The following is a 14,672-nucleotide window of genomic DNA, read 5'->3' as shown; positions in this document are numbered from 1 at the left end:
ACAGAGCCCGAATCATAATCCTGCCCTGCGATCATTCTTGGTCCCCAAACGACTGGCAGCGCAGACAAAACAGTACTGAAAGCGATATGGTTCAAGAACAGCCACAACCTCATTCTTGCTCTATATCATCAACAAACCTGTCCAGCTGCAGACGGCAGGCAACTGCAAAGTCTTCAGGGAAGTGTCCACAGATAAAACGAAGCTGGGCCTCGCTGAAAGCACCCATGGACCAGGGCAGCTTGGGCAGAAAACTGTAAAGAAGCCGCTGCCCGTTCTGACGACCCAGCCTTTTGGCATACTCAATGGAGGTTACCATCCGGGCCCCAAGCCCGGCATAGATCCTCTGGGCCACAAGGATAGCAGAGTCTATGGACTGGCGGACCGCAGTCCGGGCCTCGATCACATTACCCACCGGTCCCTCGTCCGTGTCGGCAACGACCATAAGCTGCAGCTCCCACTGGGAAACCTGGGCCTTGGGCACAAAGAGTAAAACATTTTCATCCTGCCAGACAATCAGGTTATCAGGTCCCTGTCCGCCATCGGTGCGCCCATTGGCAAAAAGACAGCGCAGATAGTCGGTAAAGAAATCACTGCCATGTTCGGCCCGGTAATAACCGGCGGCGTCTGCCACCAGGTCTCCGGCGCTGTAGGCGGCCATAGTCCCGCCGCCGGACTGTTCCACTTCTTCCGGAACCATGGCGTACTGCTGATGAATCATCTGATGCGAGGCATGCAGCCGGTAGCCGGAGCCCGAAAAGTCATAGCCGAAATTCCAGCCCCAGAGAGTCGCCGGGTGCTCGGGCAGCAGTCGGGCCATGCGCAGAATCTTCTGGCGCAAGGTTTCCAGTTCATCCACTGAAAGTGATTTGCGCCGCCGGGGAAGATTCAGACCCAGCCGATCGGCGAGCACACAAAAGGTCCGCTGGTAGTAAAGATGCCGCAACCCCTGCATATCCTGCAGGGAAAGCTCACTGGTGCGGTAACGAATGGCGTCATGGGCCATATTTGCGGCAAAATGACCCCAGGGAATATAACTGTTACGACGCAGGTACTCAAAGACATGGGTGGAACCCTGGCGAAACTCACCTACTATCTCACTGCTCCCCTGTACCCCAGGCCTGAGGACCATGATCTCCTTGTACCGGTCCGGCAGACAGGGATTGTTGGCAATGGTTTCAAAGAGTTCAAAATCATCGATATCAGCCCGCACAGTGCCGTCTTTTTTTCTGTAGACAAGACCGGCGGGCTGTCCGTTTTTGTCAAAGGTCATCCGGCAGCAAAATCCGGCCAGCATTACCAGCTCTTCCGGATCCGTGGAATTGGCTGCCAGGTCATAGAGAACCGGACGGGGCAGTTCTCCGAGAATTCGGCGGGCCTGATCGGGCTTGAGATGCCGCCCGAGAACTGCCAGCAGTGAACAGGAAGACGGCTTTTTGATCCTTATGGAGGAGGGATTCACCGCCCGGGCTGCGGCCCATCCTGAATCTATATAGGTTGCACCACGGAAAAAGAGTGCGTTGGGAATTTCATAGATCCAGCGAGCCGCCCCCTCGTGCACGTCGCCATCAGGAAAGTTCACCGCATTATCAAGACTGCTCCCGTCGGGCATGGTGCCCAGTTCAGCGATGAAATCCTGCTCTCGCAGATTCACGACACTGTAGGAGGGCCGGTGAACACCGACTCTGAATGTTCCGTTCGGGGTGACCGATGTACGCAGCGTCTGTTCTTCAGTCATTTTTTTCTGTTTGCAGGTTATAGATTCCCTTGCTCCAGCACTGTGCCGGTGACACCTGCCTCTTGCTTCCAGGCGTAACAAGCTGTTGAAACCCGTACCCGGGCCTGGCTTCAACAATCCTGCACCTGGGGCAGATGTTTTTTTCAACGGCCTGATAATAGACCAAAACCATCAGTAATTCATCCCTAATTGAGTCCCGGCCTTTTTTTGCAGCTCTGCTTCACAAAATACCCAGCCGCTCTAAAAGAGTTTTGAAATCACGCTGGTCCAGGCGGGTGAGTCCGGCCCTGCGGGCAAGCTCCAGGGCTTTGGCATACTCCCCGGGCTGCAGGGTCCGGTCTATTTCCGGATACAGCTGCGCCTGGCCGCAGGGATGGTACTGGTCCATGATATTGACATACGTGGCAGGGGATATTTCATCTGCCAGCCAGGACAGGATAGCACCGGTTTCATCAAGCATGCCCGGCATGACCAGGTGGCGGACCAGCATGCCTCGACAGGCCAGGCCGTCGGAACCGATCTCCAAATCGCCCACCTGGCGGTGCATCTCCCGCACTGCCTGGCGCATAATATCGGGATAATCACGGGCACCGGCATAGGTGCCGGCGGAATCAGGAGACCAGAACTTGCAGTCTGGCATGTAGATATCGACTATCCCGTCCAGCAGCCGAAGAGTTTCGAGGCTGTCATACGCCGATGTATTGTATACAATCGGAATATCGAGTCCTTCCGCCAGGGCTGTCTCCAGCCCGGCAAGGATCTGGGGCACCACGTGGGACGGGGTCACCAGATTGATATTATGACAGCCCATGGACTGCAACCTGAGCATGATCTGGGCCAACTGCCGATCATCGACTTCGCTGTCCGGAGAGAGACCTTGGTCCTCAATATGACTGATATCATAGTTCTGGCAGAATACGCAGCGCAGGTTACAGCCTTCGAAAAAAATGGTCCCTGAGCCGTTACGCCCCACCAGGGGTGCTTCCTCGCCAAAATGAGGTCCAAAACTGGCTACCCGGGCACAACGCCCAACCTGGCAGAGCCCGACCTGATCATCAAGCCGGTTGACCCCACAACTTCGTGGACAAACAAAACATGGCTGCAAAAGGCTCAAGGCCCGATTGCTCCGACCGTCAACCACATTGTGCCTGCCCCCGGGACGAGCTGATTTTTTTCCTGTTTTTTCCATTGTCATCTCACCTGTTCTTATATACATTGCAGGCAAAATCCAGGCACCAGGCAGGGCCGTACCGAAGAACGAAACGGTTTGGCCGCAACGAGATACGCTGAGACTTCGACCATGAAAATCCTTTCCTGACACCGTTGTGCCGGAGAACGATTTTCATACAACCATTCATCAGGAAAGCACAGTCTATGTCGTGGTTTACTTCTTTTTGCAACACCTCTGTTGGCAAAAAATACATCATGGCCTCAACCGGACTGTTGCTCGGCGGATTCCTGCTCGTCCACGCTGCCGGCAACAGCTCCATCTTCTGGGGAAGGGACGCATTTCTCTCCTATGCCGAACATTTGCATGCCCTGGGCCCGTTTATCTCTGTTTTTGAAATCATTCTCCTTACCGTCTTCTCCCTCCACGTGGTGACCGGACTGGCCCTGGCCCTGGAAAACATCAAGGCCCGATCGAGCCGCTACGTCGCACAGCACTCCGCCGGAGGCCGAACCATTGGTTCCCGGACCATGCCCTACACCGGCTTGGTGATCCTGGGTTTCATCTGGGTGCATCTGCAAAATGTCCACTTCACCGACCACCGGAACACAACCATTGCCGACATAGTCTCCACCATCCTGGTCAACCCCGCCTACACCGTACTCTACAGCCTGGGCCTGCTGGCCCTGACCCTGCATATCAGCCACGGCTTCTGGTCCATGTTTCAGAGCATTGGCCTCAACCATCCCCGCTACGACCGGTTGATCCGTGTCAGCGCCTGGATCGGATGCGGACTCATAATCTCTATCTTTTTTGTTATTGTCCTGCTGCTCATCAGCAACAGGAACTGGCTTGGCCAACTTGCGTAACTATACCATTGTATCCTGTTTTTTTGCTGTTTTTTGTTTTTATAGCAGTCAATCACGGACACCCATCGGATGAGTAACCATGCAGCTTGACGCGAAAATCCCACCAGGACCACTGGCCGGAAAATGGGACCGGGCCCGGTTTGAGTACAAACTGGTCAACCCGGCCAACAAACGCAAATACGATATCATTGTGGTGGGCACCGGCCTGGCGGGGGCCTCGGCTGCCGCCTCGCTGGCAGAACTCGGTTACAACGTGAAATCATTCTGTCTCCAGGACAGTCCCCGGCGAGCCCACTCCATTGCGGCCCAGGGCGGCATCAACGCGGCCAAGAACTACCAGAATGACGGCGACTCCATCTTCCGCCTGTTCTATGACACCATCAAGGGCGGTGACTTCCGGGCCCGGGAGGGCAACGTCTACCGGCTGGCCCAGGTTTCCAACAACATCATCGACCAGTGCGTGGCCCAGGGTATTCCTTTTGCCAGGGAGTATGGCGGCATGCTGGCCAACCGTTCCTTTGGCGGGGCCCAGGTATCGCGCACTTTCTACGCCCGGGGCCAGACAGGGCAACAGTTGCTGCTCGGGGCCTATTCGGCCATGATGCGGCAGGTCAAGCTTGGCAAGGTCACTATCTATCCCCGCCGGGAAATGATGGACCTGGTCGTGGTGGACGGCCATGCCAGGGGCATCATCTGCCGTAACATGATCACCGGAGAACTGGAGCGCTACTCAGCCCATGCCGTGGTGCTGGCCACCGGCGGATACGGCAACGTGTTTTTCCTTTCCACCAACGCAATGGCCTCCAATGTGACCGCTTCCTGGCGGGCCTACAAGAAGGGGGCCGGTTTTGCCAACCCCTGTTTTGTCCAGATCCACCCGACCTGTATCCCGGTCCATGGAGACTACCAGTCCAAGCTCACCCTGATGAGTGAAAGCCTGCGCAATGATGGCCGGGTCTGGGTTCCGAAAAAGCCCGGCGACACAAGAAACCCGAACGATATCCCGGAAGACCAGCGGGACTATTATCTCGAGCGCAAGTACCCGAGTTTCGGCAATCTGGTGCCGCGGGACGTAGCCTCCCGCAATGCCAAGGAGGTCTGTGACGAGGGCCGGGGCGTGGGTGAAACCGGGCTGGCCGTTTATCTCGATTTCCGCGACGCCATCGAACGCGACGGTCTGGAGATGATTCTGAAGAAATACGGCAACCTCTTTCATATGTACCAGAAGATCACCGACCAGGATCCCAGCAAGGAACCGATGATGATCTATCCGGCGGTCCACTATACCATGGGCGGTCTGTGGGTGGATTACGAGCTCCAGTCCACGATCCCTGGTCTCTTTGTCCTCGGCGAGGCCAATTTCTCGGATCACGGGGCCAACCGGCTGGGCGCCTCAGCCCTCATGCAGGGACTGGCGGACGGATATTTTGTCCTGCCCTACACCATCGGCAACTACTTTGGCCAGCAGGGCATGTTCTCTGTGGACAGTGATCGTCCGGAATACGATACGGCCGAAACCTCGGTCCGGAAACGTATCCAGGCCCTGCTGAAAAACCACAACACCCGCCGCTCCGGGCTCCAGCCGGTGGACTATTACCACCGCAGGCTCGGCAAGGTTCTCTGGGACTACTGCGGCATGGCCCGTAACAGGGAAGGATTGACCCGGGCCCTGGAGCTGATCCCCGAAATCCGGGAAGAATTCTGGGACAACCTGCTGGTGCCAGGCAGCGGACAGGAACTCAACCAGTCTCTCGAGCGGGCAGGCCGGATAGCGGATTTTCTCGAGTTTGCCGAGGTCATGGTCCTGGATGCTCTGGCTCGGGAGGAATCCTGCGGCTGCCACCTGCGCGAGGAGAGCCAAACCGAAGAGCACGAGGCCAAGCGGGATGATGAGCATTTCTCCCATGTCGCGGTCTGGGAGTACCGGGGCGAGGAAAAGAGGCCGGCCCTGCACAAGGAAGCGCTGCACTTTGAAAACGTGACACCCTCACAGCGCAGCTACAAATAACAACCTGACACAACCACCATGGCAGCAAAAAAAATCAATCTCACGGTCAAGGTCTGGCGCCAGGCCGGACCAGAGCAGCCAGGCGCACTGGAAACATATCAGCTGCAAAACATTTCCACGGATATGTCCTTTCTGGAAATGCTCGATGTGCTCAATGATCAGTTGACCCTTGAAGGGAGAGAGCCTGTAGCCTTTGACCATGACTGCCGCGAGGGAATCTGCGGCATGTGCGGAGCGGTTGTCAACGGGATTGCCCATGGTCCTGAAAAGGAGACCACTCTCTGTCAACTGCACATGCGTCACTTCCAGGATGGCCAGACCATTATCATCGAGCCTTTCCGGGCCAGAGCTTTTCCGCTGATCAAGGACCTGGTGGTGGATCGGTCCGCCTTTGACCGGATCATACAGTCCGGCGGCTTTGTCTCGGTCAACACCGGCTCTCCCCAGGACGCCAATAACCTCCCGGTAGCCCAGAACAGAGCCGAGCAGGCTATGGACGCCGCCGCCTGCATCGGCTGCGGAGCCTGTGTCGCCGCCTGTCCCAATGCGGCGGCCATGCTCTTTGTCTCGGCCAAGATCTCCCAACTGGCCCTGCTGCCACAGGGGCAGCCTGAGCGCAAAAGCCGGGCCCTGGCCATGGTCGAGGCCATGGACCGGGAAGGGTTCGGCAACTGCAGCAATGAACGCGAATGTGAAAACGTCTGCCCCAAGGGCATCTCCATACGCAACATCGCAAGGCTCAATCGTGAATACCTGCGCGCAGCCTTTACCGCAGACGATTAGTCAGTGTCTGGCCAAAAATGAGGATTTTCACCCGAGATCAGGTAAGCAAAGACTCCGAAAAATCATTTTTGGACAGACACCAGTCACACTGCCGGCTCTCCCGGTTCCAGCTCGCCCCCTCAATACTTGATCAAAGCCTTTCTCCTTTTCTCCCGAAACACATTCACTTGCTCCATTTTTTGCTTCGCCCTCGCTTCAACTCATCATCCACCACCTGGCGGACCAGGGGCAGACATCAGACTCCAGCCGGATTGGTTTCCTGGCAGCGACACCCTCCTCTCCGTTTTTCAGCAATAATCCGGTCCAGGATCAAGGACCGACCATGCCGTTTTACATCTGTTCGCAAGTCATCTTCCCGATATCTGAAACAATAACATATCATCCTGTTCATCATACCACCCGGCACCCAATACATATTCGCGTTGCCACAACCTGAAAGAGAGCACAACGTAGTCCCTGGTCATCCATGGATTTCAACGTTTTCACTCCCACATCGTGACCTAAAGACAAACATTAAAGCAGACAGAGACAGACACTCCACACTTCCTTATGCCGCTATACAACATCTCGTAATCATAGAATAATTATGCCAACGGCCGACAAGAGAAAAATAATTAATATCAAGCCTTATTCTAATAAAAACTGAATTTTTTTGACTCTCATGGTACTCGCTCATAAAATAGCACATATATCGACATCACGTCTTTGTCAGCAATTTTTTCGTATTGCCGGTTGCACCAGACCAATAATCCTGTGAGGCCCGCAACTTGCCGGCAACATCCAGCGTCACTGCCAAGAGAGGATCTCCATGAAATCATTTTGGAACAATATCAACCTGCGAACAAAATTCGCCTTCCTGTTCAACGGCCTCCTGGCTCTTTTTATCATGTTTCTCGGAGCAAGCTTCTACAACACGAGCAGAACAGAACGAAATTTCAATGAGTTGCTCAATAACGACCTGGCAATCGTCGAGCTTGCCAAGGATGTCAGGATTCACATGCTCCAGACCCGGACCAACGAAAAAAACTTTATGCTCAAGAAGAAAATCGACTACCTGGACCAGATGAAAAACGAAATCCAGCTGCTCGACAAAAACCTTGATGAGATCATAAAAATAGCCGGGCCCCGATACGGAGACATCAAAAAAATGGCTCACACCATCGAAAAGAACGCTGAACTCTACTTGAGAAACTTTGAAGCCCTGGTAGACACCTCCCGCAAGATTGGGCTCGACCAGGACTCAGGGCTGCGTGGTCAGCTCAAAAAAACCGCCCGGGACCTGCAGAGTTTTGTCAGGCAACACCAGGTGGACGAACTCTACCTGACCCTGCTGAGCACCAGAAAGCTGGAAAAGGAATACATCCGGACAAAATCTGAACGAATCCTTGAAAAATTACGTTCAGCACTCGACATGCTCGACGAAATACTCACCGAAGGGTCCTTTGTTCCCGGTTTCCGGGAGGAACTCAATAAAAATCTGGCTGAATACAAAGAAGCACTGAACAGGCTGGTTGCCGGTGAGGATGATGCGTACATGGATGTTATTGAGCATGCAGTGCACATGGAAAAATCCATAGGCGCCATTTATGTTCAGGGAGCCAGAGGGCTGGCCCTCGATATCAGCCTCCACGAGAGCCAGTATCTTCTCCACCAGGATCCACAGGAGCTGCAGGAAACCATCGATGCGCTCGACAACCTGGTCGACGCCTTTGACAACGGAATGGTGGATGAAAAATACCTGACAATGGTTGAAGAAAAGACGAACTCCTACAAACGCGCATTGCTTGCTCTTCATAAAAACAACCAGGCAATCAACACCATCACCGGGACATTGGAACAAACTGGATCAAAAGTTGAAAGTATGGTGGAAAACATCGTCGACACTTCTCACAAGTACGAACTGAACCAGCGCATGCTGATTGAACAGAACAATCGCAGAACCACGATCATAATCCTGTCCATGGCGATCCTGGCCACTTCTGCAGGCATGCTGATAGTTTTTCTGACGATCCGCTCAATTGTCAGTTCCATCAGAGAGGCTGTCTCTTTTGCAGGCCTTGTGGGAGACGGAGATTTCACCACCACCCTTGACAACAAAGGTCGGGATGAAATCGGTCAACTGGTCGAGTCTCTCAACCAAATGGTCAGGAAACTGAACACGGTTTTCAAAAAGGTCGGAAACAGTACCGAAGTTTTGCAGGATTCAGCAACCCATCTTTCCGAATCATCTGAAGCTATGTCACAGGGAGCGGATCAGTCATCGGAAAAGGCGAACAATGTTGCAGCGGCGACCGAAGAGATGAGTTCCAACATGAACTCCGTGGCCGCAGCCTGCGAAGAAGCGGCCACCAATGTCAATATCGTCGCCGATGCGGTGGGAGAGCTGTCGGCAACTGTTCAGAGGATAGCCACGGACACCGCGGAAGCACGGGATGTGACCATGGAAGCAGTGACCCTTGCTTCAGGCTCCTCTGAAAAGGTCGACGCCCTGGGCCAGGCAGCCGGTGAGATCAGCAAGGTTACCGAGGTGATCACCGAAATTTCCGAACAGACCAATCTGCTGGCCCTCAATGCCACTATCGAAGCGGCCCGGGCCGGAGAAGCAGGCAAGGGGTTTGCGGTGGTTGCAAACGAGATCAAGGAACTGGCCAACCAGACAGCCGATGCCACCCGGGAAATCAAAACCAAAATCGAAGCCATTCAGAACTCGACCAATCTGACCGTGAACGAGATAAAACAGGTCACCGGGGTCATTACCAAGGTCAACAAAATAGTGTCCTCAATCGCCACAGCCGTGGAAGAACAGACCGCAAGCACAACAGAGATAGCGGAGAATATTCAGCAGGCCGCTCTGGGCATATCCGAGGTCAACGAGAATGTGGCCCAGAGCTCGGCAGTGTCAGGTGACATTGCCCGGGAGATTGCCGAAGTAAGCCAGGTGGCCGGTGAAATAACTGCGCTCAGCTCAACTGTCAAAAACAGTGCCGGCAAACTGGCAAAAATGGCCGATGAGCTCTCAAAACTGATCGTCACGTTTCGCACCCGCTGAAATGGCTGCCCTTCACCTTCCGGGCAAACAAGGCCCGCCTGCTGTTCAATAAGCAGCCGGGCCATATCTGCTGAGACTCTATTTTTCTTTCTGCGCGGATACTACCGCTTTTTTCCGGGCCTGTTCCTCTTCGCAGCCCCGCTTGTCACCGCGTATGTCTCGGGCAAATAGCGATATTCCCCGCTCCATGGCGCAAAAATCGCCGCACATGGTGCAGGTACGCTTATTTTCCGGTGAACGGTCCCTGCGGATCCTGCGAGCCTCTTCTGGAAACATCAAAAGCTCCATCTGCCTTTCCCACCGGGTATCACGCCGGGCGATAGCCACCTGCTTTTCCCGCTCGCGCATGGAAGGATCACGCGCGATGTCACCTATCCTTGCCGCCAGCCTGGTGGCCCGGATACCTTCACGTACGTCCTGTTCTCCGGGCAGGGCGAGATGCTCCGCCGGGGTGATGTAACAAATCAAGTCCGCTCCGTAACGGGCTGAATTGGCAGCTCCTATGGCAGCGGTAATATGGTCATATCCGGCCCCGGAGTCTGCAGGCAACGGGCCCAGGACGTAATAGGGCGCATTGCCGCTCATCCTTTTCTCCAGCATTATATTGCCTTCGATCTCGTCAAGAGGCACATGGCCCGGACCCTCCACCATCATCTGACACCCCATTTCCCGACCTATCTCGGCCAGTTCGCAGTTGGTGATCATCTCCGCCATCTGGGCCCGGTCGTGACTGTCATGAATAGCTCCAGCCCGGATACCGTTACCCAGTGAAAGAACAGCGTCATATTTTTTCATCAAATCGCAAACCCGGTCAAACTGCTCATAAAGTGGATTTTCCCGGTCATGATACTCCATCCAGGACACCATGAAGGTGCCGCCTTTGGAAACCAGCCCCCCATAACGATATCCCTGACGACGCAGCCGTTCAATGGAGTACCGATTGATCCCGCAGTGAATTGCCATGAACGATATTCCATCCTCCAGCTGCCGCTCGATAAGCTCGAAAAGATATTCCGGGTCAAGTTTGTTTGGGTTACGGTACTTGCGGATGGCCTCTGAAAAGGCCTGATACAGAGGCACATTGCCCACCGGCAGATCAACGGCGGCCAGCACTTCGCGCCGCACCAGGTCCAGATCGCCTCCGGTGGACAATTCCATCAGGGTATCGGCCTGCTCCTCTTCAGCGATCCGCGCCTTTCTTTTTTCCAGCTCGATGTCCTTGATGTCCGAAGAAGTGCCGATAGAGGCATTGACCTTGGTCCGCAACCCGGTGCCAATACCGACCACCTTCTGATTCGGACGATTATGGTTGACCGGAATAACGATTTCTCCCAAAGCGACTAACTCCCTGATCAGCTCGACATCCTTGCCCTCATCGCTAGCTACCTGTTCCATCTGTGGTGTAACGAGCCCCTCGCGGGCCAATTCAAGTTGGGTCTTCATGCTCTCTTCCTCCTCAGACCGTCCCGGCCGGCAAAAAAAAAATCCGCGCCAGGGAATTGTTCCTTGACGCGGACTTGCAGGACAGCAATATCCGTTATCTTGTATCCAGCCTGGCAGGTCTTCTGACTCACGGATCAATCTCCGACCGCGCCTTCCCATCCCCGAAGATGTGGACAGTGGCATCATGCGGCCGTAGTCCCCGCTTACAGCGCCGGCCCTGAGCGTTACGGATTCGCACCGTATTCCCTATTCTCCGCCGGCAACCACACCGACGGCACCAGACTGATCTATGGTGTCCACATATGCCAGAAATTAGAAAAAAGGACAAGACAATTCAATCTTTGTCCAGACCGTATTCCTTAATCTTGTTCAACAGGGTCTGCCGGGCAATTCCAAGAATACGTGCTGTTTTCGAGCGGTTACCATCTGTCTGAGCCAGGATGGTTTTGATTGCCTCACGCTCCATGTCGCGAAGGGTGAAACCCTGCCTGCCGTTCTTCTCCAGGTTCGGCGCCATATCTTCCGGCAACAGGTGAGGCGACAGTTCCCGGGGAGTAATCTGTTCTCCAAGGCAGAGAATCACTGCCCGCTCCACGGTGTTTTCCAGCTCCCTGATATTACCGGGCCAGTCATGTCGCCCAAGGAGCATCAGAACCTGGGGATGAAATCTCCGAATATCTTTCCGGTTTTTTTTCGCATATTTTTTCAGAAAATAATCAGCCAGGGCTGGTATATCCTCCGGCCTCTCCCTGAGAGGTGGCAATTCAATAGGCACCACGGAAAGCCGGAAAAAGAGATCCTGCCGAAAAGTGCCTTCCTCAACCATTTGCTGAAGATTCTTGTGGGTTGCCGCCACAAGGCGGACATCCACCTTCACAGACTGGCTGGAGCCAAGACGTTCGAACTCTCCTTCCTGGATTACCCTGAGTATCTTGGCCTGGGTCTGCAACGACATATCGCCGATTTCATCAAGAAACAAAGTGCCGCGATGGGCCTGTTCAAAGCGACCCTTACGCTGCCGCTCCGCACCGGTAAAAGCACCCCGTTCATGGCCAAAAAGTTCGCTTTCCAGCAAGCTTTCATGCAGAGCCGCGCAGTTGACCTTGATAAACGGGCCGTCTTTACGCAGACTGTTTTGATGAAGCGCCCCGGCAATCAATTCCTTGCCGGTACCCGATTCTCCGGTTATAAGCACCGTTGCATCGCTGGGAGCAACCAGCGAGAGAGTTTCAAACACCCTCTGCATACCACTGCTGCGGCCGATAATGTTGCCAAAGTCAAATTTTTCTCCAAGCCGTTCCCGAAGCTGTGCATTCTCTTCCCGAAGCGCCTCTATATGAAGCGCCTTTTCCACGGCCAGATTCAGGGCCTCGATATCAACAGGCTTGGTGACATAATCGACGGCCCCCTTTTTCATGGCCGCCACAGCACTTTCCACCGAAGAAAAGGCCGTGATAACGATAACCGGCTCGATACGCCCCTTTTCCCTGAGCAGCGACAAGGTCTCCAGGCCATCCATTCGCTGCATTTTCAGATCCAGCAGAATCAAATCCACATCATGGTCCCACAGCAGCGGCAAAACCTGATCCCCATCGTCGGTTTCAAGTATGGTGTAGCCTGCCCCCTCAAGGTTGACCTTGAGCATGGTACGGTGAGCCACATCATCATCTACAAGCAGAATTGTTTTTCCCTGCATATCATCCATTTCCAGTTTGTTTTTTCTGGGTCACCGGGAGCACTATCGTGATTTCTGTTCCCCTGCCCGGGGCTGATACTACCTCGAAATGCCCGTGATGCTGCTCGACAATCTGGTGACTGACAGCCAGACCCAGGCCGGTACCTGCCCGACGGGTTGTAAAAAACGGATCGAACATTTTCTCCTGCTCTTCCCCGGACATACCCTTGCCCGAATCGGAAACCGTAATCCGGATCGTGTCTTTTTCTTCAGAGCAGAACAGGCTTATGTGACCACCTGCCGGGGTGGCATGCAGACTGTTTTTGAGCAAATTGAGAACAACCTGGAGCAGAAGATCTTCATCTGCGACAACAGTCCCTGTACACTGTATCTTCATGGAAAAATGGATATTTCCAGCCTTGAAATCATGCTCGAGCAACCTGGCTGTCTTTTCGAGCACCCGAGCGGGAGACAACTTTTGAAACTCTGGATCTCTTGGCCTGGAGAACTGCAGCAGGGCTGAAATCGCCGCGTTCAGACGATCTACCTCATCCACCATCAGCTGAGCATATTCCAGGGAATTCTTGTCCGTTGCCTGATTGCCGAAATACTGGGCAAATCCCCGTAATGTCCCCAGGGGATTTCTGATTTCATGGGCAATACCGGCTGCCATTCGCCCAAGGGCGGCGAGTCGCCGGGAACGCTCCAGTTGTTCCTCCATGGCCCGCAGATCACGGATGTCACGAATGATCACCACGGTACCAAGTCTATTTCCCTCCTGGTCCTTCAGGGGAGAAGAGCTGAGCCGGACAGGGATGGACAGGTTATCTGTCCGCTGTATTTCATACTCCAGGGCAACCACTCCCTGTTTGGTACAGATCTGTTCACCGGGCCAGTTGGCAAAGACCCGGTCCACCGGTATGCCGGACAGTTTTCCGGCAGGAAAACCGGTCAACCGCGCTGCCCGCGCATTCACTGATACAATCCGTTGACCGCAATCCAGGGTCATCAAGCCATCCGGCATGGACTCAATAACACTCCTGGTATAAAGACGCATGGTATCAAGAGTCGCCCGTGTAATCCGGGCCCCCTGGTACAGAAACAAAAAATAAAAACCTGCACTGCCGAGCAGCAACAGCAGACCGCCCATAAACAGGGTATGACGAAGATCCTGCTCCTGGGCCTGGATAAATTCATCGGTATACAGGCCGATATAAATCACCTTGCGCTTGTTGAGGTTTTCTCCGAATTGGGCCTGCATCCACTGTTGCCTGCGACGAAACATTATGGATGCCATGGAATTGCCACTCTGGTCCCCATCAACCATATGAAATTCCGTGGCAACCTCAAATATGGGACTGCCGCTGTCTGCCAGATTAATGATAGTGGTGACCGGTCCCTCAGCAGCCAGGACCCTGGAACTTTCCGGGTGACTGTCCCGGGGAGGAAGCTTGCCGGCAGTAGCCAGAACCACCCCGTCTTCGGTGACAACATGAATGTAGGCGATACGATCTGTTTTGGCCGTTTCGGTAACCAGCGTCTCCAGCGGCGAAGAAGTATTCATCATGTGATGCATCATGGTGGTTCTCGCTCCAGCCTGGAAACTTCGAATCAGGACCAGCCCCTCGTCAAGAAGAAAACTCTTCATGATTTTCTGTTCCCGTGCCAGATTGCGCACCGTGGAAATGGCAAGCAATGTGCCAAGAATCAGTGCGGCAACGACTATGGCCAGGGCGGACCAGGACAGTTTGAAAGACACTCGGGTGGATGGTATCTGCATGGAACAGGCCTGAAGTTCTATAAAATTGAGCTCCCTTCCCTGCCATTCAGGGAACAGGCACCGTTCTTTCCTGAACAGGCCGAAAGCAGCAGTTGAACCAAGCTGAAAGGATCGGGGCGAATCTATTTTTCCAGGAGCATGGTCGTCACAGCAGGGATGGAC

9 protein-coding genes and 1 riboswitch are annotated in these 14,672 nt (G+C 54.2%); of the genes, 4 read left to right on the top strand and 5 right to left on the bottom strand.

The features are described from left to right. Window positions 1-109: 109 nt before the first annotated feature. A complete protein-coding gene (locus ACXJJY_RS03105) occupies window positions 110-1,735 on the bottom strand; it encodes a hypothetical protein (RefSeq protein WP_456385249.1) in 1,626 nt (541 codons plus the stop codon). A 220-nt stretch (window positions 1,736-1,955) separates the two neighbouring features. Beyond that, a complete protein-coding gene (locus ACXJJY_RS03100; protein WP_456385248.1) occupies window positions 1,956-2,924 on the bottom strand; it encodes a radical SAM protein in 969 nt (322 codons plus the stop codon). Between the two features lie 185 nt (window positions 2,925-3,109). On the opposite strand from ACXJJY_RS03100, the gene ACXJJY_RS03095 reads away from it, so the two are divergent. The 4 genes from ACXJJY_RS03095 (at window position 3,110) to ACXJJY_RS03080 (ending at window position 9,612) form a co-directional block, all read left to right on the top strand. Beyond that, window positions 3,110-3,772 carry a succinate dehydrogenase cytochrome b subunit gene (locus ACXJJY_RS03095; protein WP_456385247.1) on the top strand — a complete coding sequence of 221 codons (663 nt, stop codon included), beginning with the start codon at window positions 3,110-3,112 and terminating at the stop codon, window positions 3,770-3,772. Window positions 3,773-3,851: 79 nt separating this feature from the next. Further along, the gene (locus tag ACXJJY_RS03090) at window positions 3,852-5,780 is read left to right on the top strand and encodes a fumarate reductase/succinate dehydrogenase flavoprotein subunit (protein WP_456385246.1); all 1,929 of its coding nucleotides are present in this window, start codon (window positions 3,852-3,854) and stop codon (window positions 5,778-5,780) included. 18 nt (window positions 5,781-5,798) lie between these two features. Further along, window positions 5,799-6,563, top strand: a complete 765-nt coding sequence (locus tag ACXJJY_RS03085; RefSeq protein WP_456385245.1) for a succinate dehydrogenase/fumarate reductase iron-sulfur subunit — start codon at window positions 5,799-5,801, stop codon at window positions 6,561-6,563. An 808-nt stretch (window positions 6,564-7,371) separates the two neighbouring features. Beyond that, window positions 7,372-9,612 carry a HAMP domain-containing methyl-accepting chemotaxis protein gene (locus tag ACXJJY_RS03080; RefSeq protein ID WP_456385244.1) on the top strand — a complete coding sequence of 747 codons (2,241 nt, stop codon included), beginning with the start codon at window positions 7,372-7,374 and terminating at the stop codon, window positions 9,610-9,612. A gap of 78 nt (window positions 9,613-9,690) precedes the next feature. Here ACXJJY_RS03080 and thiC read toward each other — a convergent pair whose 3' ends face one another. The 3 genes from thiC to ACXJJY_RS03065 form a co-directional block, all read right to left on the bottom strand. Next, a complete protein-coding gene (gene thiC, locus ACXJJY_RS03075; protein ID WP_456385243.1) occupies window positions 9,691-11,055 on the bottom strand; it encodes a phosphomethylpyrimidine synthase ThiC in 1,365 nt (454 codons plus the stop codon). A 95-nt stretch (window positions 11,056-11,150) separates the two neighbouring features. After that, window positions 11,151-11,352: riboswitch (cobalamin riboswitch) on the bottom strand. Window positions 11,353-11,389: 37 nt separating this feature from the next. Continuing rightward, entirely contained in the window at window positions 11,390-12,751 is a 1,362-nt protein-coding gene (locus ACXJJY_RS03070) for a sigma-54-dependent transcriptional regulator (RefSeq protein ID WP_456385242.1), read from the bottom strand. A 1-nt stretch (window position 12,752) separates the two neighbouring features. After that, entirely contained in the window at window positions 12,753-14,510 is a 1,758-nt protein-coding gene (locus ACXJJY_RS03065; RefSeq protein WP_456385241.1) for a two-component system sensor histidine kinase NtrB, read from the bottom strand. Between the last annotated feature and the right edge of the window lie 162 nt (window positions 14,511-14,672).

The sequence above is a fragment of the Desulfolithobacter sp. genome, from assembly GCF_054025815.1.
This window is presented reverse-complemented; position numbering and strand designations above follow the sequence as displayed.

What these genes read in the sequence shown, in the direction of transcription:
- ACXJJY_RS03105 (WP_456385249.1), bottom strand. Translation starts at nt 1,735, where the DNA reads ATGACTGAAGAACAGACGCTGCGTACATCGGTCACCCCGAACGGAACA.
- ACXJJY_RS03100 (WP_456385248.1), bottom strand. Translation starts at nt 2,924, where the DNA reads ATGGAAAAAACAGGAAAAAAATCAGCTCGTCCCGGGGGCAGGCACAAT.
- ACXJJY_RS03095 (WP_456385247.1), top strand. Translation starts at nt 3,110, where the DNA reads ATGTCGTGGTTTACTTCTTTTTGCAACACCTCTGTTGGCAAAAAATAC.
- ACXJJY_RS03090 (WP_456385246.1), top strand. Translation starts at nt 3,852, where the DNA reads ATGCAGCTTGACGCGAAAATCCCACCAGGACCACTGGCCGGAAAATGG.
- ACXJJY_RS03085 (WP_456385245.1), top strand. Translation starts at nt 5,799, where the DNA reads ATGGCAGCAAAAAAAATCAATCTCACGGTCAAGGTCTGGCGCCAGGCC.
- ACXJJY_RS03080 (WP_456385244.1), top strand. Translation starts at nt 7,372, where the DNA reads ATGAAATCATTTTGGAACAATATCAACCTGCGAACAAAATTCGCCTTC.
- thiC (WP_456385243.1), bottom strand. Translation starts at nt 11,055, where the DNA reads ATGAAGACCCAACTTGAATTGGCCCGCGAGGGGCTCGTTACACCACAG.
- ACXJJY_RS03070 (WP_456385242.1), bottom strand. Translation starts at nt 12,751, where the DNA reads ATGCAGGGAAAAACAATTCTGCTTGTAGATGATGATGTGGCTCACCGT.
- ACXJJY_RS03065 (WP_456385241.1), bottom strand. Translation starts at nt 14,510, where the DNA reads ATGCAGATACCATCCACCCGAGTGTCTTTCAAACTGTCCTGGTCCGCC.